We start from the raw sequence: 22,109 nt of genomic DNA on the forward strand, positions 1-22,109 counted from the left end.
GAGCCGTCGCGGCAGGTCACCCCGGTTGCTGGGAGCGGGCCTTGAAGGCGGCCTTCCGTGCCTCCTTGGCGACCCTCTTGTCGGGGTGCAGACGGCCCATCGCCTCCAGGACGTCCGCCGTCGCCGGGTGCTCGACCCGCCACACCGCCGTGAAGAAGCCGCTGTGCTGGGCCGCGAGTCCCTCGACGAGCGCCCGGAGCTCCTCCGAGTTGCCCTCGGCGGCGAGCTGCGCGGCCAGGGTGTCGATGGTCAGCCAGAACACCAGGTCCTGCGAGGGCGCCGGCACCCCGGAGGCGCCGCGCTCGCTGAGCCAGACCCGGGCCAGCCCGCCCAGCTCGGGGTCGTCCAGGACCTCCCGGAGCGCGGGCTCGGCCTCCGTCCCGACCAGCGACAGCGCCTGCTGGCAGCGCAGCCGCCGCAGCGGGGCCCCGGCGTCGCCGCCGCGCGCCGCCGCCAGCAGCTCCCGCGCCGCGGCCAGGCCCTCGCGCCGCGCCAGCCACTGCTCGGTCTCGGCCTGCGCGGCGGCCGGCGGGAAGGCGGACGTCCCGTCGAGCAGCACGTCCGCGCCCTTGTCGGCCAGCTCGCCCACCGCGGGGGCGTCGAACCCGGCCTCCAGCAGCCGCGCCCGCAGCCCGTAGACACCGAGCGGGGTGAGCCGCACCATCCCGTAGCGGGCGACGTCCGTCTCGTCGACCGGCGCCGCCGGCTCCTCGTCGCCGTCGGCCATCAGCGCCTCGTCCACGGGCCGGTACTCCACGAGCCCCACGGGTTCGAACAGCCGGAACTGGTCGTCGAGCCGCATCATCGCGTCGGAGACCTGCTCCAGGACGTCGTTGGTGGGCTCCTCCATGTCGCTGGGCACGATCATCGACGCGGCGAGCGCCGGCAGCGGCACCGGTCCGTCGCCGGGGCCCTCGTCCTTGGCGGTGAGCAGATAGAGGTTGCCGAGGACCCCGTCGAGGAACTCGGCCTCCGCCTCCGGATCCCAGTCGAGTGACGAGAAATCGACCACGCCGCCCTCGTCCATGGCGTCCATGAGCCCGTCCAGGTCGGGCACGCTCGCGTCGGCCACCACGGTCTCCAGCGCGGCCAGCCAGACCGCGAGCACGTCGTGCGGGGAGCCGCCGGTGAGCAGGGCCAGCTCCTCCCCCGCCGCGACGGTCCCGGCCTCCTCGTCGACGATCTCGACGAGGCCGGTGTCGACGGCGACCCGCCATGCCTCACTGGCGTACGCGGCGGCGTCGTCCCCGGTCAGCCCGAGGACGCCGACCGCGTCCGGCAGCTGCTCGTCGACCAGTCCGCCCCCCGCGTCGACCCGGGTCGCGGGCCCCGCCCAGCGGGCGAGGCGGGCGGCACGGGAGAGCAGTGGCGTGGACAGCGCCGCACGGGCCAGCTCGGCTTCGGGGCGCAGCCGTACGGGCGGCAGGGGGGAGCTGTCTGACATCGCCTGGTTCTCCTCGGACCTGGAAAGGACTCAGCCGCTCAGCCTAGACGGATTTGGCCGCATGCCGCCCGGTTCATCTCCCCGCCGGTCCCCGTACATGGCCGAAACCTTCTCAGGGCCGTGCGAAGACCCCGTTCAGCCAGCCCTGCCAGGCGGTCTCGTCCGCCTTGGCGTCGGCGTCCGGGGCGAAGTCGTGCACGGAGATGCCGACCGGGGCGCCCCAGTGGTCGCGGCCGAAGAAGCGGACGAGGGCGTCGTCGGTGCGCAGCCCGATGAAGTACGGGTCACGGTAGTCGAGCACCGCGTCGACCGGGCGGCCGCCGGGCCCGTTCGCCCGGACCCGTGTGCCGGCGGCGGTGTCGTCCGCGAGGCCGAGCGCGCGGCCGACGGCGGAGAAGGAACCGGGGGCCTTGGACGCCTCGGGCCCGTCGAAGGTGGTGAAGGCGACCGCGCGGGGCGCGAAGTGGACGAGGTACTCGCGCAGGGTGTGCAGGTAGAAGTCGGTGTGCTTGGCGGCTCCGTCGTACTGGTTGTCCCAGTCGTCGACGAAGATGCCGCTGTGCACGTAGCGCACCCACGCGCGGCGGCCGTCGTCGCGGGGCTCGACTTCGTAATCGAGCTGGTTGAGGGTCTGCTCGGCGATTCCCTCGACGTCCTCGACGCGGTTGGTGTACCGGTGCGGCGGGTCCCAGGCGGTGACGACGGACCCGAAGGGCCCCCGGCCGCCCACGCGCGGCTCGGACGGCTCCATGGGCCACAGATATCCGCCCGTGCCGCTGGTGACCGCCTCCCACACCTGCTCGGGGGTGGCGTCGACCTCGAACTCACGGGCGATCTCGAATTCCTTGGGCATCACGTGCTCCTGCTCAGTCTGACGGGGTGTCGCGTTCGACGGGCCGGGGTTCCCTGACCGTGGGGTGGAAGGCGACGACGATGCGGTGGTCGCGGCCCTGCTCCGCGTCGGGGGTGTCGTACTTGCCGATCAGCGCGCTCACGCCCGCGGTCAGCTCCTGGACGAAGGCGGCGCGGTCGGCGGCGGAGGCGAAGCGGACCTCGCCGTCCAGCGCGTACGTCGCGAGCCGCTTGCGGGCCTTCGCGGCGCCGGTGATCAGAGTGCCGACGTCCCGGACGAGCCGGGCGCCGAGCGCGAGCAGCCAGCGGGCGGAGAGCTGGTCCCGGAAGCGGTCCGGGTCGGGCTGCACGGCGGCGAGCGCGAGGGGCGAGATGACGTACGACGCGGCGGTCGCGCGCATCAGCCGCTCGGTGACGTTGCCCTTGCGGCGCTCTCCCGCCAGCTCGACCAGGCCGTGCCGCTCCAGGGCCTTGAGGTGGTAGTTCACCTTCTGCCGGGGCAGCCCCACCCGGCCGGCGAGCATGGCGGCCGACGCGGGTTCGCCGGCCAGCTCGGCGAGCAGCCGGGCCCGTATGGGGTCCAGCGACACGGCGGCGGCCTCGGGGTCCTCGATCACGGTCACGTCCAGCATGACTCCACACTCTCACCGAAAACTTTTTTTGTCCAGGAGAACGGAGCGTTCGGTGGGGGGAGCCCGGGGGTCCGGGGGGGGGCCGGAGTCCCGGTGTCCCGGAGTCCCAGTGGCCCAGTAGCCCAGTGGCGGCCCAGTAGCCCAGCCGCCCACTCACCAGTCACCCGGTGGCCCAGTCGCCCGGTGGCCCGGTGTCCCAGTCGCCCGGTGTCCCGGTGGCCCGGTGTCCACCACGGCCGGTAATTCGGTGGAATGAGATGACAAGTGGACGAAGACTGCACCCATGACACCCCCGACCCGACCTCGGACTCCGCCCCCTGCCCCGACCCCGTCCGCAACCCCTCACTCGGCCTCTCTCCCTCCCGGGGTGCCCTTCGGCCGGACGCTCTGCGCGATGATCACGCCCTTCACCGGGTCGGGCGCCCTCGACCTGGACGGAGCCGGCGCACTGGCGGCGCGGTTGGTGGCGGAGGGCTGCGACGGGCTGGTGCTGAACGGGACGACGGGTGAGTCCCCGACGACCACGGACGCGGAGAAGGCCGACCTGGTACGGGCGGTCCGCGCGGCCGTGGGCGAGGGGGTGCCGCTCGTCACGGGCATCGGAACCGCGGACACCCGGCACACGGCCGAACTCGCGTCGGCGGCCGAACAGGCGGGAGCCGACGGGGTGTTGGTGGTGACGCCGTACTACAGCAGGCCCCCGCAGGACGCCGTGGAGGCCCACTTCCGCGCGGTGGCGGACGCGAGCGGGCTGCCGGTGATGCTGTACGACATCCCCGGCCGCACCGGGACGCGCATCGCCCCCGACACCCTGGTCCGGTTGGCGGAACACCCGCGGATCGTGGCGGTGAAGGACTGCTCCTACGACTTCCTCGGCACCCAGAAGGTGCTGGCGCGCACGGAGTTGGCGTACTACGCGGGCTGCGACGAACACGTCCTCGCGCTGCGCGCGGTGGGCGCGACGGGCTGTGTCAGCACGGTCGCCAACGTCGTCCCGCGCCATGTCGCGGACGTCCTGGCGGAGTTCGAGGCGGGCGACACGGCCGCGGCGACCCGCCTCCAGCACCGCCTCACCCCGCTGATCGAGGCGATGACGGCCGCGGGCCTGCCCGGCACGGTCACGGCGAAGTCCCTGCTCGGCCTGCTGGGCCACCCCGCGGGCCCCGTCCGAGCCCCCTTGCTCCCGGCCGACCGGGAGACGTCCGAGGAACTGCTGGCAACATACGACGCCCTCCTGTCCGGCTGATCGATTCCACCCGAAGCCGAACTACCAGGCGGCTGAGAACACGTCTGGTCATGCCTTGCCGCCCCCGCCTCTCAGCGATGAGAGGACCAGGCGCCCGTACCGTGTCGTCAGGACTGCCGCGGTGGCGGCGACCGACAGCGCGAGCGAGATGATCAGGTGCGCCACGGAGTGGTCGTCGAGAACCTGGAGGACGCCAAGCGCCGTGCCGAGGGGCAGGCCGAGGATGGTGAGGACGCCCAGGGCCCCGCTGATCTGCTGGCTTTCCTGCGTCTGCACGAGCCTGCTGTAATCGGCTGCTTCAGCGAGGATCTCGTCAAAACGTGTGGGCAGTCGGTGCTGGTTCTGGAAAGCGAGCAGGAGATCGTTCGCCGCGCCGTGCGCGGTGAGGTGCTGTCGCCAGTAGGTGCTGCGGAAGACGGCGATGTTCTTCTCCAGCGTGGCGACACGACGGGCGAGCCGAGAGGAGTTGAACACATCGGAGAGTTCGTCGGTGAGCTCGTCGATGTGGTCGCGCTGCAGTGAACCGAGGAGCAGAGCGTCGAGGTAGACGGTACGGGAGTGCAGCGCGCCGAACTCGAAGAAGTCGCCCGCACCGGTGTCGGTCCGGTGTCCGAGAAAGGCGGCACCTTGACGCAGTACCAGCGCGCTCCAGTCCGCCGAGATCCGCACCGTGTCCTTGAGTTGGTCGTGGACAGTCTCAGGAGGCAGTGGGAAGTCCTCGGATGTGGAGCATGACGCCAGTTGCCACAGCCAGCGGTCCGCGGTGGCGGGCAATGCCCCTTCCGCCCCGGTGCGGAGGGCGGGGGAATGCTGCTCCTTCGGGCTCATGAAGGCGACCGTGTAGGGACGGGCGGTCGCGAACGGTGTGGCGGGGGCGCGGACATCGGCGATGCCGTCGAGAAGCCGGGCCGGGTCGAATGGGCCGGTGAGCGGTTCCTCGATGGTGGCGGGTCGCCGCCTGGCCAGTGCCCGCAACACCGGCAGCAGCGGTCTTTCCACACTGAAGTGCAGGACGGCGAGGGCGTGTTCGGGGTTGCGAGCGGTGGCCGCGCGGAGAAGCTCCATGCCGAGCAGATGCAGACCGTTGTGCTTGTCGTCCAGCGGCAGGTGCCAGCGGCGTGGCCGTCCAGGCGCGCCGTACAACGCGCGGGCGGAGGCGGGGGCGAAGTAGGTGGACCGAGTCTCGGTATCGGTGCGACGACTGCCCAGTTCGAAGGGAAAGGGGCCTTCGGGCCAGCCGGGAACGCGTAGCAGCCGCACGGGCAGGACGACTGTCAGTTCCTGGCGCGTTCCTGTGACCTCGTTGAGCAGCGGAATTCGGTTGGCTGTCACCCGTAGTACTCGGCCGGGTCGGGTTGGTTGAGGCGAATGACGAACTCGGCCCGGTCAGGGCTTTCCGCGCTGACGTGAAAGCGGACGCGTTCGCCCGTGCGGATGGTCCGAAACCCCTCGGTCACGATCTGCCGATAGTCGAAGCTGTAGTACCGCTCGTCCTCGTCGTCCCGGACGATGTACGAGCCGAGCGCACCGCTGGCCCCTCCCCCACTGGGGCGCCGGTCAACGATACGTCCGTGACGCGGCCCACCGCCGGTCATGCTCTCGTCTCCTCTGGCCTGGACGTGTCGATGTCCTGCACACAACGGAAGCCGACCGCGTTGCTTCCGCCGCGCTTCCGATAGATGCCTTTGGTGCTTGTCTGTACTGCACGTATGGGGTTGTCGTAGCTACCGCCACAGATGACGGCCTCGCCGGGGTCGTCCAGGCTGGTGGAAGTCCACTCCCAGCAATTGCCCACCATGTCGAGCAGGCCATAGGGGGAGCGGTTGTCCGGTCGTTCATGGACGGAAGTCACCCCGGCACGGCGCGCGGCGTCGCCCGCGAAGTCCCGATACCAGGCTTGATACGTCACGACAGGTCGGCCGACCCACGTGTCGGCGCAGTTGACACGGGTGCTGTCGGGATTGTCGCCCCAGGGGAAGAGCCGTCCGTCGACACCCCGCGCGGCGGCCTCCCATTCGAGGGAGGTGGGTAGACGTTTGCCTTCGAACGCGGCGAAGGCGTACGCGCTCCACCAGTTGACGCAGATCGCGGGGTAGGAGTCGTAGCGCGGATTCTCATAGTAGTCGGGCAGCCGCAACCGATCCGTCCAAGGCCGATGTGTGATGCCGGAAGGCTGGTCGGGGTGGTCCCACTGGGAGGTGCCGTCCGCGTCGAGGGCGTCGAGGAAACGGCGGTAGCGCGCGACGGTCACGGCATGGCGATCGAAATGCACGGGACGCTCGACGCGACGGACCAACAGCCGTTCGGTCGGGCCAACGAGGTATGCACCGGCGGGCAGCACGCAGTCGTCGCTCGCCGGACTGCCGGGTATTCCGGCGAGGAATGCGCGCACCTGCTCGGTGAGGAAGGCACCGCCGGGGAGGTTTGCCGCCAGTTCCCGGTTCGCCGGTTCGGACAGAAACCTGGCGGCCAGCAGCTCTTGGTAAGCCGTGTGCACGAAGGCGACGTGATCGGGTCCGGCCGACCGCAGTACGGAAGCGAGGACACAGGCGTCGCGATCGAGGCGCCCGTCGAGGAAGGCACTTGCCCCCAACTGCCGGTGCAGGTCAAGGAGTGAGAACACGGTCCGATCGGTGAGGAAAGCGTGTCCGAACACGGAAGGCAGCCGCTGTTCCAGCTCGGGCTGCCCACGCTCGGCCAGGGTTTGCGTGAGGTGAGCGCCGAGGATGTCCGCGAGACGCTGTCCCGCCGGAAGGCCGAGCGCCGTGGTCAGGCGGGTTTCCAGAGGAGTTGCCTCGGGCTCGGCCAGCCGTACGACATGGAAGTGAGGGACACGGGAGGGGTCGACACCGTTGGCGTACATCTGCTCGACCAGCTGCTCGGAGCGGCCGGCCCCGCTGTCCAACAGCTGCCGCACTTGGGGTGAGTCTGCGAGGAAGGACACCCGTGAGCTCATGACCACCGCGGATTCGGCCGACAGGACGGCCGCGAGATCGGTGAAGAGTCGCAGGAACCCGGCGGGACTCGCTTCCTCGACTCCCTCGTCTACTGCATCGAGGACGCACAGCGCCGTCCCGGAGCGGATGAGGTAGAGGAAGAGGTCATAGGCACGTGAGCGCTCCGACGTCATGGTCGGTGCGAGAATGCGCACCGCGTACTCGGAAAACGGTTCGTCCTTCGGTTTGAGACCGAGGTCGAAGTAGAACCGGAAGCGGCGGATCTCCGGGTCAGCGGCCAACGAGCGCAGCAGTGTGCTCTTGCCGCTCCCCGGGCGACCTGTTACCAGGACATTCGCGCTGCCGCGCGCGAGACGAGTCAGCAACTCTGCCGCGTCGCCGGACTGTTCCACCGTCGGCTCGCCCGTACGCGGGTCGGTGGTCAGCGCCGCGGCGGCGACAGCGGTTCGCTGCTCCCCCAGGTCATCGGCGGAGGCGACATCGGCGAGGTGGGCCTCAAGATTGACGATGGTATCGACGAAACCGTCGTATCGAACGATACGGAAGTCCAGACCCAGCATCTGATGGAGTGCGCCGGGCGGCGCTGCGCTTCCGTCATCGTCCAGAACCACGAACCGAGTGAGTTTGGGCAGCCGGGTCCGCAGGAGCTCACCACCGCTTGAGGCCAGGACGGTACTGAGGTCGTCCGCATCGCGGGAGAGCATCAGTTCCACGTACTCCAGCCGCATCCCGGACTCACGGCAGAACAGCTGGTACACGGTGTCCGGGCTCAGGACGAACCGCTTGGCCTGCCGGTAGCCGAGGGTGACGTACAGACCGGCAAGGAACTCGCAGCGACGCGCCACCTCTGGCGCCATGTCGGGCTCACCGCCGAGAAGCGCTGCGCTCCCGGTGTCGGTGAACCAGACCAGAACGTCGACGAGTCTGCGGACCGCCAATAGCCCGTCCTCGTCACTGATGTCGTATCCGTCGTGCGTGGACCGGTTACGAAGACGCCGGATGTCCTCAAGTGCGTCCAGGACCGTGTTGCTACGAATGTACGGTCGGCAGCGCTTGACGAGGTCGTTCAGTGCCTTCGTGGACGGATCGCCCTCGATACCGTGGTGGCGCCACAGCTCCTTGAGCAGTTTCTCGGTCAATTTCCCGATCAGGGCGACGGCATTCTCGGGGTAACCGTCGTTGAGGGACCGTAACGGCCGCTCCAGATCGAGTCCCAGTCGATCGGCGATCCGCGAGTGGTCGTCGAGCTCACCCCGCAGGCGCCGCAGCCGTTCGTCGACCACGGTGCTCACGTGCCCTCCCCGGGGTGCCGGCCGAGAACGAACGCGAACCGGTCGGGAAACACCAGCTCGGGTTCGGGATGAGCGACTCTCATCTCTTCCAAGCCCTTTTCGATCTCGCTGTCGTTGAAGGTGGAAAGCAGGGACATGTAACGGGCACGCACCATACCGAGGTACTTTTCCCGATCTATGCGCAGCTCGTGCTCGACGTAGCTGAGACTGGCCTTCAGCCCAGCGGCTCGCAGATGTCCCTCGATGAGACTCGGATCCGGCTGCAGCTCCTCGAAACGGGCGAGGGCAGCTTTGAAGAGGGGGTACTGAATGCTGGCCGGAAGCATGACCACCAGCAACCGTCCTCCGGGGGACAGGCGGTCGGCCAGACCACGGAGCGTGAGCGCCGGATCGGCCACGTGGTGCACCGACTCCTTCAGCCAGATCGCGTCGAACTGTTCGTACGGCAGATTGATACGCCCTTCGGCGATGCTCTCGGCGGAAGCCACGACGGGCGTCAGGCCGACCGACGACGACGCGCTCAACTGCTGGAGCATCGCCTCGGAGGGGTCGACACACAGAATCGGATCACGTGGCCGCAGTTGCTCGGCGACCTCACGGGCGAACAGACCCGTCCCGGATCCGATGTCGGCGATCCGGTCGGTGGGGACGAGCTGTAGCGCTTCGATGATCCGGCCGGCCATCCAGGGAACGTAGTCCGGACCATAGACCCAGTGCTCGTCGTACTCGGCTGCCAGGCCCTCGTAGTGCCCTCGCATGTCGCGCCGCTCCACGGTCCCCCTCGTGCCCTTCGTATGCTGCTGGTTGTGCCGCACAGACACCTTGCAGGTTATCGCGGGTGCACATACGGCAACAGTGCGTAATCCGGCGGTTGCTGGACCTCGCCGGGCGTGCGGGCGGCATCGGGCGCCCCTGTCCGACAATGCCGAGCGCCCTCCCCCAGCAAGCCTGAAGCTGCGAGGGAGGGCGCTCGATGCCCACGAGGGCGGCCACCTGCACGGCCGCCGATGATCAGTTGTGGCTGTGGAGGATGTCGTTCAGGCCTGCCCAGACCGCGTTGTTGGGGCGGGCCTCCACCGTGCCGGTGATCGAGTTGCGGCGGAAGAGGATGTTGGACGCGCCGCTCAGGTCGCGCGCCTTGACGATCTGACCGTCGGGCATCGTGACGCGGGTGCCGGCGGTGACGTACAGGCCCGCCTCCACCACGCACTCGTCGCCCAGCGCGATGCCGACGCCCGCCTCGGCGCCGATCAGGCAGCGCTCGCCGATGGAGATGATCACGTTGCCGCCGCCGGACAGCGTGCCCATCGTGGACGCGCCGCCGCCGATGTCCGAGCCGTTGCCGACGACCACGCCCGCGGAGATGCGGCCCTCGACCATGGACGTGCCGAGCGTGCCCGCGTTGAAGTTCACGAAGCCCTCGTGCATGACCGTGGTGCCCTCGGCGAGGTGCGCGCCCAGCCGCACCCGGTCGGCGTCGGCGATGCGCACGCCCTTGGGCACGACGTAGTCCGTCATCCGCGGGAACTTGTCGACGGACGTCACCTGGAGGTGCAGCCCCTCGGCACGGGCGTTCAGACGCACCGTCTCGATCGCGTCGACCGCCACCGGGCCGAGCGAGGTCCACGCGACGTTGGCGAGGAAGCCGAACATGCCGTCCAGGCTCTGGCCGTGCGGCTTGACCAGCCGGTGGGAGAGCAGGTGCAGCCGCAGATAGACGTCGTGCGCGTCGATCGGCTTGTCGTCCAGGGACGCGATGACCGTGCGGACCGCGATCACCTCGACGTCGCGCCGCGTGTCGGGGCCGATGGCGCGTGCGGCGCTCTCGCCGAGCAGCTCCACCGCCTGGTCGGCCGACAGCGACTCGGTACCGGACGGACCGGGCTCCGCGGCGAGTTCGGGGGCGGGGTACCAGGTGTCGAGAACGGTGCCGTCGGCGGCGACGGTGGCGAGGCCGGCGGCAACGGCGCCGGTGGTACGAGCAGCAGTCGTGTCGGTCATAGGCGTAGTTTCTCATTCCGGGAGAGCTGCGCGAGACCTCGTGGGACGTGGCGCAAGGAGCCCCGGCGGTCGAATCTATGCGAGTGGGGGTTGAGCGCGGTCCGCCTCAGCCGCGGCTTCCTGTCGGGCCCGCGCTGATCGCTTCCAGTTGGAGATCCAAAGGCGCATCATGGGGCGCTCGGCAACGGGATCCGACGGATGGGTGACGTGGTGCCGGTGCACATGGATCGGCCAGCCGGTCCCGCTGCCACCGTCCTCCCACGCGATGCGGAAGACCTCGTCGGGGTCGGTGATGTCCCTGCCACAGCCCTGGCATCGCGCGTACACCCGGATGCGGTTCACCGGGCGAGTACTTCCCAGTAGCGGCACAGCGACTGAAGCGAGCGGGCCAGTCGCCGAGCGTGGATCACTCGGTTGAGCAGGTCGGGCCCGGGGTCGGCCTCAAGACGCTCGCGGGCGCTCTCGACAGTGACCAGCGCCCCGTATCCAAGGATGGTCTCCTCTCCGAAACCTTCGGCCAGACGCTGCACCTCGGGCATGATCACACCCAAGTGGGCGCGAATCCGGATCACAAGCTGATCCAGCTCGGCCGCGGACGATGGCAGTGCTTCGGGCCCATCGTCGGGCCTGATGAGATGCCGTGCAGCCTTGCGCATGGCTCCTAGACCAAGTTCCTGTGCGGGTGTCCGCCCGGCTGTGCTGTTCACTGCTGTCGACTCCTGGCAGTCGGCCCATCCGATCACCCTGGATGTGGTCGGGTGGTTTGCTGTGCGGACCATGTGCGGGGAGAGGCGGGGGCGCTCTCCCACCCGCGTGCGGTCGCCTGTACAGCCTCGGTCCCCGAGACGGACGAATCTCCCCCTTGCCCACGTCAGTTGGGACGTCCGGGCGGTACGTTGAAGAACGCCCAAAAGACCCTAGGGGGAGCCTTGAACACCGCCCTACGATCGGCTATGGAGGCAGCGAACCAGTCCCCCAGACGGTTGGCTGCCGGCATCGGAGTGACCGGCAAGACGGTGGAGCGGTGGTTGGCCGATGAAGACCTGTTACCGCACCCTCGGAACAGAGAAGACGCCGCCCGCGCGTTGGGAGTGGATGAAGAAATGCTCTGGCCCAAGGCTGTACGGGACCGAGTCAAAACAGGTGGCGACCTGGAGATCGTCCAGAGCTACCCGTACCGGTCGGCGGCGCCCTCGACCTTGTGGGCAAGCTTGATCGATGACACCGAACAAGATCTTTTTCTTTCGGGCTACACCAACTACTTCTTCTGGACGCTGGTACCGGCGTTCTCCCAGACGCTCAGGCGCAAAGTGAAGGCCGGTTGCCGAGTCCGCTTCCTGTTGGGGGACCCGAACGGCGAAGTGACCAGGCAACGCGAGGTCATCGAGGACGTGACCTTGACCGTGTCGACGCGCATCCACATGACGCTTCAAGAACTGGGGAAACTCGGAGACGTGGGCGGGCTCGAAGTCCGTCACAGCGCTCCCGAGGACGCGGTGAACCATGTGTCGCTCTCGGTGTTCCGGTTCGACGACCAAGCCTTGGTGACTCCGCATCTGGCGAGGGTGGTTGGCCACGACTCGCCGTTGATGCATCTGCGCAGGGTGAAGCACGGCGGCATGTTCGACCGGTTCGCCGAGCACGCCGAGGAACTGTGGGAACGGTCTCAGCCAGTGCACCAGGCTGCCTAGGCCGTGTCCGGCGGCAGCGGACAGGTTTGTCGTGGCTGGCGGGACCTGTCGTTCCGATTCAGGGAGCGGAAGACGGTTCACGACCGTCATCGCAGGTGGTCAGCGGACGGCACACGGGAAAAAATCTTGCGGGCCGTCCAGGCGGACGCAGATGCCGGGGGCCGGATCGACTGGAGCATGGTCGGCGTGGACTCCGCCTCCTGCCGGGCTCATCGGCACTCGGCCGGCGTCGCCCGCTCGCCTTGCGTTCGCCCACCGACCCCGTCTCCGGCTCAGAATCCGGGAGCCGGGAGGGGGCCCGGCCACCACGAAGGCACGCCGCTGGGGCAGTCGTACGTGGGGCCGTTCCAGAAGAGCGAGACAGCGCACCAGCACAGGGCGAGGAGTACCGCCATGAGGGTGAGGGCGTGGAGGAGAGGTTGTTTCCCCAGGAGAACGCCCACGGCGACCCAACCCAGGACCAGGAGGCCCCAGAGGGACGGGATGAAGAGGATGAGAAGGAAGGTGCTGTTCGCCGCGTTGTTGACGCCGGCGTCGCAGGCGCTCAGTGCTCTGCCGAGAAGCATGGCAGAGAGCACCGCGAGAATAAGCCCCACCACCGTTCCGGAACATCCGTGAAGCCGTCGCTCGCCCATACGTCCCCCCATGACCGTCGGCTCCGGAAAGCACCTCAGCCGCATGACCCGCTACGTCATCCACGCGCTGAACACGCCCTTGACCAGCCGGTACCCGCCCACCCCCGTGGCTAACGGATCAAGCAGGCACTCTGAACGGCAGGTCCCGCCGGCCACGGTGAACCGGTCCGCTGCCGGAACAGAATTCCGTCAGTTCACACCGACGCTCCCTGGCTCCTCGCCGCGGTACGGGATCCATCGGTAGCCCGGCCGGAACTCGACGTAATCAGCGCCCAGGCCGAGTTCGGTGTGCAGCTGTTCGGAGAGGACCAGGCCGTGGAGGGTGCCGTCGCGGAGTTCGTCCGCCCAGTCGGACCTGAGATCGTCGAGGTCCAGAATGCCTTCCGGGTCCCATCCCACCTTGGCGGCGACGTAGCCCTGAAACCTTGCCAGCAGCCCGTAGAGCTGGTGCGCCAGTTCCGTCAACTCGGTCGCGGTGAGCCGAAATCGCGGCAGGCTGCCGTCGACAGCGACGCCGAAGCCGACGGCCACCGGGATGACCGACAGCTCGATGTGCGGCTCCGCCGTGTGCAGGAGCGGTCGGTGGAGAGGGATGCGATGGGCACCCGCGCGGAGCACGAGTGGCCGCGGTTGGGTGAGCGCCGCGGCCCGTGCGGCCTCGATGTTGTCGCCGAAGTTCACCACGAGTTCGAAGCAGAGCGCCACTGTCCGTCACCCTCCCCGGTTCCGGCCCGCGGCCGTCCCCGCGTCTCCGTCTCCGTCGCCGTCACGTCGCCCGAGTTCCGGTCTGTTCGGCGAACGGGATCACCCGCGACAAGACTTCCCGGGCGTATTCCTCGTCGTACGGAGCCCCCGTCAGCAGTACCTGGAGGCAGATGCCGTCCAGGAGGGCGAGGAGGGCGTGGGCCGTCGTGGGGTCCGTGCGGGGGGTGAGGTGAGCCGCCGTCTGCTGGGCCCATTCCGCCGCGACCGGGCGCAGGGCCGGGCGTCGCAGGGCGGCCAGGTACAGCTCGTACTCCAGCTCCACCCCCGTCCGGTCGCCCCCCAGCCACTCCCCCATCACCCGTGCCAGCTCCGCGGCCAGGTCGCCGTCGCCGTCCCTCGGCAGCCGCTCGGCCAGCATGGTCGCGAAGCCCTCGTTGGCCTGGCGCAGCGCGGCGACCAGCAGGTCGTCGAGGGTCGCGAAGTGGTACGTCGTGGAGCCGAGCGGCACGTCCGCCTCGGCGGCGACCGAGCGGTGGCTCAGTCCGGCGATGCCCTTCGCCCCGACGACCCGGATCGCCGCGTCGATGATCCGCCGGCGCCGCTCGGGGTCGTAGCGCCGGGGCATCAGTGCGCGCCGCCCAGGTTGAGCACCACCACTCCCCCGACGATCAGCACGACCCCGGCGATCTTCGTGGCCGTCAGTCCCTCGCCGAACAGCAGCAGGCCGAGCAGGGCGATGGCCGCGGTGCCCACGCCGGACCAGATCGCGTACGCCGTGCCGATCTGCACGGTCTTGAGGGTCTGGGCGAGGAGGAGGAAGGAGACGACGTACCCCAGCGCGGTCACCAGCGAGGGGCCCAGCCGGCTGAAGCCTTCGCTGTACTTCATCGCCGTCGTGGCGGTCACCTCGGCCGCTATGGCTCCGGCGAGCAACAGGTATCCCATGTGTACGAGCGTACATAACCCGCGCCCCACGGGGTACGAGAGGACCCCCACGATCCCCTACCAACGGTCCCCCGACAGAACGCCGAAGCGGCGGCACACTCATCGGGGTGCCGCCGCTTCAAGCGCGTACAGCGGGACTCAGACGTTGAAGCCGAGCGCGCGCAGCTGCTCGCGGCCGTCGTCCGTGATCTTGTCCGGGCCCCACGGCGGCATCCAGACCCAGTTGATGCGGAGTTCGTTGACCAGTCCGTCCGTGGCGGACCTGGCCTGGTCCTCGATGACGTCCGTCAGCGGGCAGGCCGCCGACGTGAGGGTCATGTCGACGGTGGCGATGTTCGCCGAGTCGTCGATGTGGATGCCGTAGATGAGGCCGAGGTTGACGACGTCGATGCCCAGCTCGGGGTCGACGACGTCCATCAGGGCCTCACGGAGTTCCTCCTCCGAGACCGGCTTCATCTCCACGGTGTCGCTCATGCCGTCTTCCTTTCGGCGTCGGCTCCGCCCAGCGCCTGGGCCGTCGCGTCCTTCCACGCCATCCAGCTGAGGAGGGCGCACTTGACCCGGGCCGGGTACTTGGAGACACCGGCGAACGCGACCGCGTCCTCCAGGATGTCCTCCATGGCGTCGTCGGGCTCGATACGGCCCTTGGACTGCATCAGCTCCAGGAAGGTCTCCTGGATCTTCTGCGCGTCGGTGACCTCCCTGCCGACCAGCAGTTCGTTCAGGACGGACGCGCTGGCCTGGCTGATCGAGCAGCCCTGGCCCTCGTACGACACGTCCTCGATGGTCGTTCCGTCGTACTTCACACGAAGGGTGATCTCGTCGCCGCACGTCGGGTTCACGTGGTGCACCTCGGCGTCGCCATCCCGAAGACCACGCCCGTGCGGGTTCTTGTAGTGGTCCAGGATGACTTCCTGGTACATCGAGTCCAGCTTCACCTTGTCAGCACGCCCCTCAGCCGAAGAAGTTCCGTACGTGCTCCAGCCCCTCGACCAGTGCGTCGATCTCGGCCGGCGTGGAGTACAGATAGAACGACGCTCGTGTGGTCGCAGGAATTCCGTAGCGCAGGCAGACGGGGCGGGCGCAGTGGTGGCCGACCCGGACCGCGATGCCCTGCTCGTCGAGGACCTGGCCCACGTCGTGCGGGTGGATGTCACCGAGCGTGAAGGAGATCGCCGCGCCCCGGTCCTCGGCCGTGGACGGGCCGATGATCCTGAGGCCGGGGACCTCGGTCAGCCGACGCACCGCGTACTCGGTCAGCGCGTGCTCGTGGGCGAGGATCCGGTCCATGCCGATCGAGTTCAGGTAGTCGATCGCCGCACCCAGTCCGACCGCCTGGGCGATCGGCGGGGTGCCCGCCTCGAACTTGTGCGGGGCGGGGGCGTACGTCGACGAGTGCATCGACACGGTCTCGATCATCTCGCCGCCGCCGAGGAACGGAGGCAGGTCCTCCAGCAGCTCCTGCCGGCCCCACAGCACACCGATGCCGGTCGGGCCGCACATCTTGTGGCCGGTGAAGGCGACGAAGTCGGCCTGGAGCGCCTGGACGTCCAGCGGCATGTGCGGCGCGGCCTGCGAGGCGTCGATGCAGACCAGGGCGCCGACCTCCTGGGCGCGGCGCACGATCGCCTCGACGGGGTTGACCGTGCCGAGGATGTTCGACACCAGCACGAAGGAGACGATCTTCGTCTTCTCGGTGATGATCTCGTCGATGTTGGAGAGGTCGAGCCGCCCGTCGTCGGTGAGGCCGAACCACTTCAGCTTCGCGCCGGTGCGCTGCGAGAGCAGCTGCCACGGCACGATGTTGGAGTGGTGCTCCATCTCCGTGATGACGATCTCGGTCTCGTGGTCCACCCGGTAGGGCTCGTCGGCCCAGCCGAGCATGTTGGCCACGAGGTTGAGCGACTCGGAGGCGTTCTTGGTGAAGATCACCTCGTCGCGGCTCGGGGCGTTGATGAACTCGGCGACCTTGTCGCGCGCGCCCTCGTACAGCGCCGTGGCCTCCTCGGCGAGCACATGCACACCGCGGTGGACGTTGGCGTTGTGGCGCTCGTAGTAGTCGCCGAGGACGTCCAGCACCTGGCGCGGCTTCTGCGTGGTCGCCGCGTTGTCCAGGTACACGAGCTTCCTGCCGTCGTGGACCAGTCGGTCCAGGACGGGGAAGTCCTTGCGGATCGCCTCGGTGTCGAGGAGGCCCGGCAGCTGTGTCACGCGGATGCGCCACCCTTCACATATGCCTCGTAGCCCTCGTTCTCCAGCTTGTCCGCGAGCTCGGGGCCGCCGGACTCGACGATGCGGCCGCCGGCGAAGACGTGGACGTGGTCGGGCTTGATGTAGCGCAGAATGCGCGTGTAGTGCGTGATCAGCAGGGTGCCGACCTCGCCGGTCTCGCGGACGCGGTTGACGCCCTCGGAGACGATGCGCAGGGCGTCGACGTCGAGACCGGAGTCGGTCTCGTCGAGGATCGCGACCTTCGGCTTGAGCAGTTCGAGCTGGAGGATCTCGTGGCGCTTCTTCTCACCGCCGGAGAAGCCCTCGTTGACGTTGCGCTCGGCGAAGGAGGGGTCCATGTGGAGACTCTCCATGGTCTCCTTGACCTCCTTCACCCAGGTGCGCAGCTTGGGGGCCTCGCCGCGGATCGCGGTGGCGGAGGTGCGCAGGAAGTTGGAGACCGACACACCGGGGACCTCGACCGGGTACTGCATCGCCAGGAACAGGCCCGCGCGGGCGCGCTCGTCGACGGACATCTCCAGGACGTCCTCGCCGTCGAGCAGGACGGTGCCGCCGGTGACGGTGTACTTGGGGTGACCCGCGAGGGAGTAGGCGAGGGTCGACTTGCCGGAGCCGTTGGGGCCCATGATGGCGTGCGTCTCGCCCTGCTTCACGGTGAGGTCGACGCCCTTGAGGATCTCCTTCGTGGCGTTGTCGGCCTCGACGGTGACGTGCAGGTCTCGGATTTCAAGCGTTGCCATGGATGCCTCAGGACTCCTGGGTGAGGGAGACGAGCACGTCGTCCCCTTCGATCTTTACGGGGTATACGGGGACGGGGCGCGTCGCGGGGAGGCCGGACGGCTTGCCGGTGCGCAGGTCGAAGCTGGAGCCGTGCAGCCAGCACTCGATCTGGCAGTCCTCCACCTCGCCCTCGGAGAGCGAGACGTTCGCGTGCGAACAGATGTCGTTGATGGCGAACACCTCGCCCCCGGTCTTCACGACCGAGACGGGCGTGCCGTCGAGTTCGACCCGCGTGGGGGTGTCCTCCACCAGCTCGCTCAGCCCACAGGCGCGTACGAATGCGTCGCTCATGCGACCGAGGCCTCCAGCTCCTGCTCGATCCTGTCGATGAGACGTTCCTGGATGTCGGCGACACCGATCTGCTGGACCAGCTCGGCGAAGAAGCCGCGGACGACGAGGCGGCGGGCCTCGTGCTCCGGGATGCCGCGGGCCATCAGGTAGAAGAGCTGCTCGTCGTCGAAGCGGCCGGTGGCGGAGGCGTGTCCGGCGCCGACGATCTCGCCGGTCTCGATCTCCAGGTTCGGCACCGAGTCGACCCGGGCGCCGTCCGTGAGGACGAGGTTGCGGTTCATCTCGTACGTGTCCGTGCCCTCGGCCTTGGCCTCGATGAGCACGTCGCCGATCCACACCGCGTGCGCGTCGTCGCCCTGGAGCGCGCCCTTGTAGGCGACGTTGGACTTGCAGTGCGGGGTGTTGTGGTCGACCAGGAGGCGGTGCTCCTGGTGCTGACCCGCGTCGGTGAAGTACAGGCCGAACAGCTCGGCCTCGCCACCGGTGCCGGCGTAGGCGACGCGCGGGTGCAGGCGTACGACGTCGCCGCCGAAGGTGACCACGAACGACTTGAAGGTGGCGTCCCGGCCGATCAGCGCGTTGTGCTGGCCGACGTGCACGGCCTTGTCGTCCCAGTCCTGGACGGAGACGACGGTGAGCTTGGCGCCGTCGCCCAGGATGTAGTCGACGTTGGCGGCGAGCACGGCGTCACCGGTGTGGTCGATGACGACGACGGCCTCGGCGAAGGCCCCCAGCTCGATGACCTGGTGCCCGTAGGCGACCCCGCCCTCACCGTGCACGGCGATGCGGACGGGCTCCGTGAGGACCGTCTCCTTGGGGACGGTGACCACGCCGGCCTGCTCGAAGGCCGAGTACGCCTGGGCGGCGACGCGGTCCACGGGGACACCGGCCCTGCCGAGCCGCGCGTCGTCCCGGCCGACGGTCTCGACGACGACGCCCTCGGGCGCGTCGACGGCGACCTTGACGCCGGTGCCGCTCGCGACGGCGGTCCCGTCGTGCAGTCCGCGCAGCCGCTCCAGCGGGGTGAACCGCCATTCCTCCTCGCGGCCGTGCGGCACGGGGAAGTCCGCGACGTCGAAGGAGGGGGGCGCGCTCATGCGCGTGGCGACGGTCGACTCGGCGGCGACCGCGATCTGGCCCGCGGTGGTGGAGCCCACGGGGATGTTTTGAGCCTCAGCCATGGCTGTCGGTCTGCTCTCTTCCTTCGTCAGAAATCCGCTGCTGCTTCCGGAGGGGCGGTCAGCCGACCGCGCCCTCCATCTGCAGCTCGATCAGCCGGTTGAGTTCCAGCGCGTACTCCATGGGGAGCTCCTTGGCGATCGGCTCGACGAAGCCGCGCACGATCATCGCCATCGCCTCGAACTCGGAGAGGCCGCGGCTCATCAGGTAGAAGAGCTGGTCCTCGGAGACCTTGGAGACGGTCGCCTCGTGGCCCATGGACACGTCGTCCTCGCGGACGTCCACGTAGGGGTACGTGTCGGAGCGGGAGATCGTGTCGACCAGCAGCGCGTCGCAGAGCACGTTGGACTTGGAGCCCGCGGCGCCCTCGCCGATCTCGACCAGGCCGCGGTACGAGGTACGGCCGCCGCCGCGCGCCACCGACTTGGAGACGATGTTGGACGAGGTGTTCGGCGCCATGTGGACCATCTTGGAGCCGGCGTCCTGGTGCTGGCCCTCGCCCGCGAAGGCGATGGAGAGGGTCTCGCCCTTGGCGTGCTCGCCCATCAGGTAGACGGCCGGGTACTTCATCGTCACCTTGGAGCCGATGTTGCCGTCGATCCACTCCATGGTCGCGCCCTCGTAGGCCACGGCGCGCTTGGTGACCAGGTTGTACACGTTGTTCGACCAGTTCTGGATCGTCGTGTAGCGGCAGCGGGCGCCCTTCTTCACGATGATCTCGACCACGGCGCTGTGCAGCGAGTCCGACTTGTAGATCGGGGCCGTACACCCCTCGACGTAGTGGACGTAGGCGTCCTCGTCGACGATGATCAGCGTCCGCTCGAACTGGCCCATGTTCTCCGTGTTGATGCGGAAGTAGGCCTGGAGCGGGATCTCGACGTGCACGCCCTTCGGCACGTAGATGAAGGAGCCGCCCGACCACACGGCGGTGTTCAGGGAGGCGAACTTGTTGTCACCGGCGGGGATGACGGTGCCGAAGTACTCCTTGAAGAGCTCCGGGTGCTCCTTCAGGGCGGTGTCGGTGTCGAGGAAGATGACGCCCTGCTCCTCCAGGTCCTCGCGGATCTGGTGGTAGACGACCTCCGACTCGTACTGCGCGGCGACGCCCGCGACGAGGCGCTGCTTCTCCGCCTCCGGGATGCCGAGCTTGTCGTAGGTGTTCCTGATGTCCTCGGGCAGGTCCTCCCAGGACTCCGCCTGCTTCTCCGTGGAGCGCACGAAGTACTTGATGTTGTCGAAGTCGATGCCCGAGAGGTCCGAGCCCCAGTTGGGCATGGGCTTCTTCTCGAACAGCTTCAGGCCCTTGAGCCGCAGCTTCGTCATCCACTCCGGCTCGGACTTCTTGTCGGAGATGTCGCGGACGACGTCCTCGTTCAGGCCGCGCTTCGCCGCTGCACCGGCCGCGTCGGAGTCGGCCCAACCGTATTCGTACTTGCCCAGGCCCTCGAGTTCGGGGTGGGCAGTCTCCGTGGGGAGCGTCATGCGGGGTTCCTCCCGGCCGTGCTTGCAGATGCGTCAGTGGATGTCTTGGGGATGAACGTCGTGCAGACGCCGTCGCCGTGGGCGATGGTCGCCAGTCGCTGGACGTGCGTTCCGAGCAGCTCGGCGAAGATCTCCGTCTCCGCCTCGCACAGCTGCGGGAACTGCTCGGCGACGTGCGCGACCGGGCAGTGGTGCTGGCAGAGCTGTTCGCCGACCGGTGCGCTGCGCGCCGTGGCAGCGTACCCGTCGAGGCTCAGGGCCTTGGCCAGTGCTTCGGCGCGCTTGTCGGGGCTGACCCTCTCGACGGCCTTGCGGTAGGCGCTCGCCTGGGCCGCGGTGCGGGCACGGGCGAAGGCGGCGACCGCCTCCTGGCCCCCTTCCCGCTCGGCGATCCAGCTCAGCGCGTCCGCGGCGAGCTTGTCGTACGACTGGTCGAAGGCGTCGCGGCCGCAGTCGGTGAGCGCGAAGACCTTGGCGGGGCGGCCTCGCGTCCGCGCCCCGTACACCCGCTGCTCGCGCGCCTGCACCACGTCGTCGGCGGTCAGGGCGTCCAGGTGGCGGCGGACCGCGGCCTGGGTGAGCCCCAGCCGGCCGGCGAGTTCGGCGACGGTCGACGGCCCGTGGTCCAGGATCGATCGCGCGACCCGGTTGCGCGTCGAGCGCTCCCCGGTCGCGAGCTCGTCCTGCGGGGCCCCGATGGGGGTCTCCCGAGCCTCGTCGACGTTTTTCACAACGCCATTGTTGCGTAATTCCTCAGAGCCTGACAAGCCGCCTTCATCACGGTCCACGGTGCCCTGCGTCACTTAGGCATACCTAAACCGACCTGCGGAAACGATCTTCCCGAGCATTGTCCGGACGCCTATTCGATGGCGCCGCGCGGGCCCGTCCGGGACACTCCCGACCATGCCCGCACCCCCTCCGACCGGCCCACTCGTCACCCGCGACACCCTCGCGTCCGAGCTGTGCCGACTCGGCGTCCGAGCCGGCGAGACCCTCCTCGTGCACTCCTCGCTCAGCGCCCTCGGCTGGGTCAACGGAGGCCCCGTCGCGGTCGTCCGGGGACTGCTCGACGCCCTCGGCCCTGACGGCACCCTCGTGGTCCCCACCCAGACCGGCCACCTCTCCGACCCGGCGCTCTGGCGGAACCCGCCGGTGCCCGCCGCCTGGTGGGACACCGTCCGCGCCACGATGCCCGCCTACGACCCCGGCACCACCCCCTCCCTCGGGGTCGGCGTGATCCCCGAGGCCGTACGGACCTGGCCCGGCGCCCGCCGCAGCGCCCACCCCCAGACGTCGTTCGCCGCGCTCGGCCCGCGCGCGGCGGACGTCACCGACGGCCACGCGCGCGACTGCCGGCTCGGCGAGCACAGCCCACTGGCCCGGCTGGAACGCCTCGGCGCCCGGGTGCTGCTGCTCGGCGCGGGCTACGACTCCTGCACCAGCTTCCACCTCGCCGAGTACCGCGTCCCGGCCCCCCGCGTCCCCGTCGGCCGGCCCGCGCCGGGCGGCGGCTGGGAGACCGTCACCGAGGTCGCCATCAGCTCCGCGCGGTTCGACGAGCTCGGCCACGACTTCGAGCGGGACCGGCCCGTCGTGCGCGGCCGGGTCGGCGCGGCCGACGCCCGGCTGTTCCCGGTGGCGGACGCGGTGGCCTACGCACAGCGGTGGCTGCCCCTGCACCGGCCGGGCGACGAGGAGTTTGCGCACCCGCCCGTCTGAGCCCCCGGAAGCGTCCCTAGACTCTG

The 22,109-nt window shown here is 69.1% G+C and carries 24 protein-coding genes and 1 pseudogene; 4 read left to right on the forward strand and 21 right to left on the reverse strand.

What is annotated here, in order from left to right:
* Window positions 1-16: 16 nt before the first annotated feature.
* The 3 genes from AB0F77_RS21685 to AB0F77_RS21695 all read right to left on the reverse strand — a co-directional run bounded on the left by AB0F77_RS21685 (window position 17) and on the right by AB0F77_RS21695 (window position 2,928).
* Window positions 17-1,444, reverse strand: a complete 1,428-nt coding sequence (locus AB0F77_RS21685) for a hypothetical protein (RefSeq protein WP_361950923.1) — start codon at window positions 1,442-1,444, stop codon at window positions 17-19.
* Window positions 1,445-1,556: 112 nt separating this feature from the next.
* The gene (locus tag AB0F77_RS21690; protein WP_361950926.1) at window positions 1,557-2,297 is read right to left on the reverse strand and encodes an SRPBCC domain-containing protein; all 741 of its coding nucleotides are present in this window, start codon (window positions 2,295-2,297) and stop codon (window positions 1,557-1,559) included.
* Window positions 2,298-2,310: 13 nt separating this feature from the next.
* A complete protein-coding gene (locus tag AB0F77_RS21695) occupies window positions 2,311-2,928 on the reverse strand; it encodes a helix-turn-helix domain-containing protein (RefSeq protein ID WP_361950929.1) in 618 nt (205 codons plus the stop codon).
* A gap of 283 nt (window positions 2,929-3,211) precedes the next feature.
* Between AB0F77_RS21695 and dapA the strand changes: the two genes are divergently transcribed.
* Window positions 3,212-4,174: a 4-hydroxy-tetrahydrodipicolinate synthase gene (dapA, locus tag AB0F77_RS21700; RefSeq protein ID WP_361950932.1), complete on the forward strand. Its 963-nt coding sequence runs from the start codon at window positions 3,212-3,214 to the stop codon at window positions 4,172-4,174.
* 48 nt (window positions 4,175-4,222) lie between these two features.
* On the opposite strand, the gene AB0F77_RS21705 is transcribed toward dapA, so the two are convergent.
* The 6 genes from AB0F77_RS21705 to AB0F77_RS21730 all read right to left on the reverse strand — a co-directional run bounded on the left by AB0F77_RS21705 (window position 4,223) and on the right by AB0F77_RS21730 (window position 11,080).
* Window positions 4,223-5,506, reverse strand: coding sequence for a hypothetical protein (locus AB0F77_RS21705; protein WP_361950935.1), 1,284 nt, complete (start codon window positions 5,504-5,506; stop codon window positions 4,223-4,225).
* Window positions 5,503-5,769 (reverse strand): hypothetical protein, encoded by a 267-nt coding sequence (locus AB0F77_RS21710; protein ID WP_361950938.1) that lies wholly within the window; start codon window positions 5,767-5,769, stop codon window positions 5,503-5,505. The genes AB0F77_RS21705 and AB0F77_RS21710 overlap by 4 nt, the downstream gene beginning before the upstream one ends.
* A complete protein-coding gene (locus AB0F77_RS21715) occupies window positions 5,766-8,423 on the reverse strand; it encodes an SUMF1/EgtB/PvdO family nonheme iron enzyme (protein WP_361950941.1) in 2,658 nt (885 codons plus the stop codon). The genes AB0F77_RS21710 and AB0F77_RS21715 overlap by 4 nt, the downstream gene beginning before the upstream one ends.
* Entirely contained in the window at window positions 8,420-9,196 is a 777-nt protein-coding gene (locus AB0F77_RS21720) for a class I SAM-dependent methyltransferase (RefSeq protein ID WP_361950944.1), read from the reverse strand. The genes AB0F77_RS21715 and AB0F77_RS21720 overlap by 4 nt, the downstream gene beginning before the upstream one ends.
* Window positions 9,197-9,434: 238 nt before the next feature.
* Complete coding sequence (gene dapD, locus AB0F77_RS21725) at window positions 9,435-10,424, reverse strand: 2,3,4,5-tetrahydropyridine-2,6-dicarboxylate N-succinyltransferase (protein ID WP_361950947.1); 990 nt, start codon at window positions 10,422-10,424, stop codon at window positions 9,435-9,437.
* A 338-nt stretch (window positions 10,425-10,762) separates the two neighbouring features.
* Window positions 10,763-11,080 carry a DUF6415 family natural product biosynthesis protein gene (locus AB0F77_RS21730; protein ID WP_361950950.1) on the reverse strand — a complete coding sequence of 106 codons (318 nt, stop codon included), beginning with the start codon at window positions 11,078-11,080 and terminating at the stop codon, window positions 10,763-10,765.
* Window positions 11,081-11,377: 297 nt separating this feature from the next.
* On the opposite strand from AB0F77_RS21730, the gene AB0F77_RS21735 reads away from it, so the two are divergent.
* Together AB0F77_RS21735 and AB0F77_RS21740 are read left to right on the forward strand one after the other, a co-directional pair.
* Window positions 11,378-12,115, forward strand: coding sequence for an XRE family transcriptional regulator (locus tag AB0F77_RS21735; RefSeq protein ID WP_361950953.1), 738 nt, complete (start codon window positions 11,378-11,380; stop codon window positions 12,113-12,115).
* A gap of 36 nt (window positions 12,116-12,151) precedes the next feature.
* Window positions 12,152-12,343: pseudogene (locus AB0F77_RS21740) on the forward strand (IS5/IS1182 family transposase); the annotation flags it as partial.
* 44 nt (window positions 12,344-12,387) lie between these two features.
* Here AB0F77_RS21740 and AB0F77_RS21745 read toward each other — a convergent pair.
* From AB0F77_RS21745 to AB0F77_RS21800, 12 genes are all read right to left on the reverse strand, one after another.
* On the reverse strand, window positions 12,388-12,681 hold the full coding sequence (locus AB0F77_RS21745) for a hypothetical protein (RefSeq protein WP_361950956.1): 294 nt from the start codon (window positions 12,679-12,681) through the stop codon (window positions 12,388-12,390).
* A gap of 258 nt (window positions 12,682-12,939) precedes the next feature.
* Window positions 12,940-13,455 carry a hypothetical protein gene (locus AB0F77_RS21750; RefSeq protein ID WP_361950959.1) on the reverse strand — a complete coding sequence of 172 codons (516 nt, stop codon included), beginning with the start codon at window positions 13,453-13,455 and terminating at the stop codon, window positions 12,940-12,942.
* Window positions 13,456-13,516: 61 nt separating this feature from the next.
* Complete coding sequence (locus AB0F77_RS21755) at window positions 13,517-14,080, reverse strand: TetR family transcriptional regulator (protein ID WP_361950962.1); 564 nt, start codon at window positions 14,078-14,080, stop codon at window positions 13,517-13,519.
* The gene (locus AB0F77_RS21760; RefSeq protein WP_361950965.1) at window positions 14,080-14,400 is read right to left on the reverse strand and encodes a multidrug efflux SMR transporter; all 321 of its coding nucleotides are present in this window, start codon (window positions 14,398-14,400) and stop codon (window positions 14,080-14,082) included. Before AB0F77_RS21760 ends, AB0F77_RS21755 begins: the two co-directional genes overlap by 1 nt.
* A gap of 138 nt (window positions 14,401-14,538) precedes the next feature.
* Window positions 14,539-14,874, reverse strand: coding sequence for a metal-sulfur cluster assembly factor (locus tag AB0F77_RS21765; protein WP_361950968.1), 336 nt, complete (start codon window positions 14,872-14,874; stop codon window positions 14,539-14,541).
* Window positions 14,871-15,338 carry a Fe-S cluster assembly sulfur transfer protein SufU gene (sufU, locus tag AB0F77_RS21770; RefSeq protein WP_361950971.1) on the reverse strand — a complete coding sequence of 156 codons (468 nt, stop codon included), beginning with the start codon at window positions 15,336-15,338 and terminating at the stop codon, window positions 14,871-14,873. The genes AB0F77_RS21765 and sufU overlap by 4 nt, the downstream gene beginning before the upstream one ends.
* 16 nt (window positions 15,339-15,354) lie before the next feature.
* Window positions 15,355-16,611 carry a cysteine desulfurase gene (locus AB0F77_RS21775; protein ID WP_361950974.1) on the reverse strand — a complete coding sequence of 419 codons (1,257 nt, stop codon included), beginning with the start codon at window positions 16,609-16,611 and terminating at the stop codon, window positions 15,355-15,357.
* Window positions 16,608-17,372, reverse strand: a complete 765-nt coding sequence (gene sufC, locus AB0F77_RS21780; protein ID WP_361950977.1) for a Fe-S cluster assembly ATPase SufC — start codon at window positions 17,370-17,372, stop codon at window positions 16,608-16,610. Before sufC ends, AB0F77_RS21775 begins: the two co-directional genes overlap by 4 nt.
* Window positions 17,373-17,379: 7 nt before the next feature.
* Window positions 17,380-17,703: a bifunctional 3-phenylpropionate/cinnamic acid dioxygenase ferredoxin subunit gene (locus AB0F77_RS21785; protein ID WP_361950980.1), complete on the reverse strand. Its 324-nt coding sequence runs from the start codon at window positions 17,701-17,703 to the stop codon at window positions 17,380-17,382.
* A complete protein-coding gene (gene sufD / locus AB0F77_RS21790; protein WP_361950983.1) occupies window positions 17,700-18,884 on the reverse strand; it encodes a Fe-S cluster assembly protein SufD in 1,185 nt (394 codons plus the stop codon). The genes AB0F77_RS21785 and sufD overlap by 4 nt, the downstream gene beginning before the upstream one ends.
* Window positions 18,885-18,942: 58 nt before the next feature.
* On the reverse strand, window positions 18,943-20,364 hold the full coding sequence (sufB, locus tag AB0F77_RS21795) for a Fe-S cluster assembly protein SufB (protein ID WP_361950986.1): 1,422 nt from the start codon (window positions 20,362-20,364) through the stop codon (window positions 18,943-18,945).
* The gene (locus AB0F77_RS21800) at window positions 20,361-21,095 is read right to left on the reverse strand and encodes a metalloregulator ArsR/SmtB family transcription factor (RefSeq protein WP_361950989.1); all 735 of its coding nucleotides are present in this window, start codon (window positions 21,093-21,095) and stop codon (window positions 20,361-20,363) included. The genes sufB and AB0F77_RS21800 overlap by 4 nt, the downstream gene beginning before the upstream one ends.
* A gap of 172 nt (window positions 21,096-21,267) precedes the next feature.
* Between AB0F77_RS21800 and AB0F77_RS21805 the strand changes: the two genes are divergently transcribed.
* Window positions 21,268-22,083 (forward strand): AAC(3) family N-acetyltransferase, encoded by an 816-nt coding sequence (locus tag AB0F77_RS21805; RefSeq protein ID WP_361950992.1) that lies wholly within the window; start codon window positions 21,268-21,270, stop codon window positions 22,081-22,083.
* The last annotated feature ends 26 nt before the right edge of the window (window positions 22,084-22,109 follow it).

Source organism: Streptomyces sp. NPDC026672 (genome assembly GCF_040638185.1).
Taxonomy (GTDB): Bacteria; Actinomycetota; Actinomycetes; order Streptomycetales; family Streptomycetaceae; genus Streptomyces.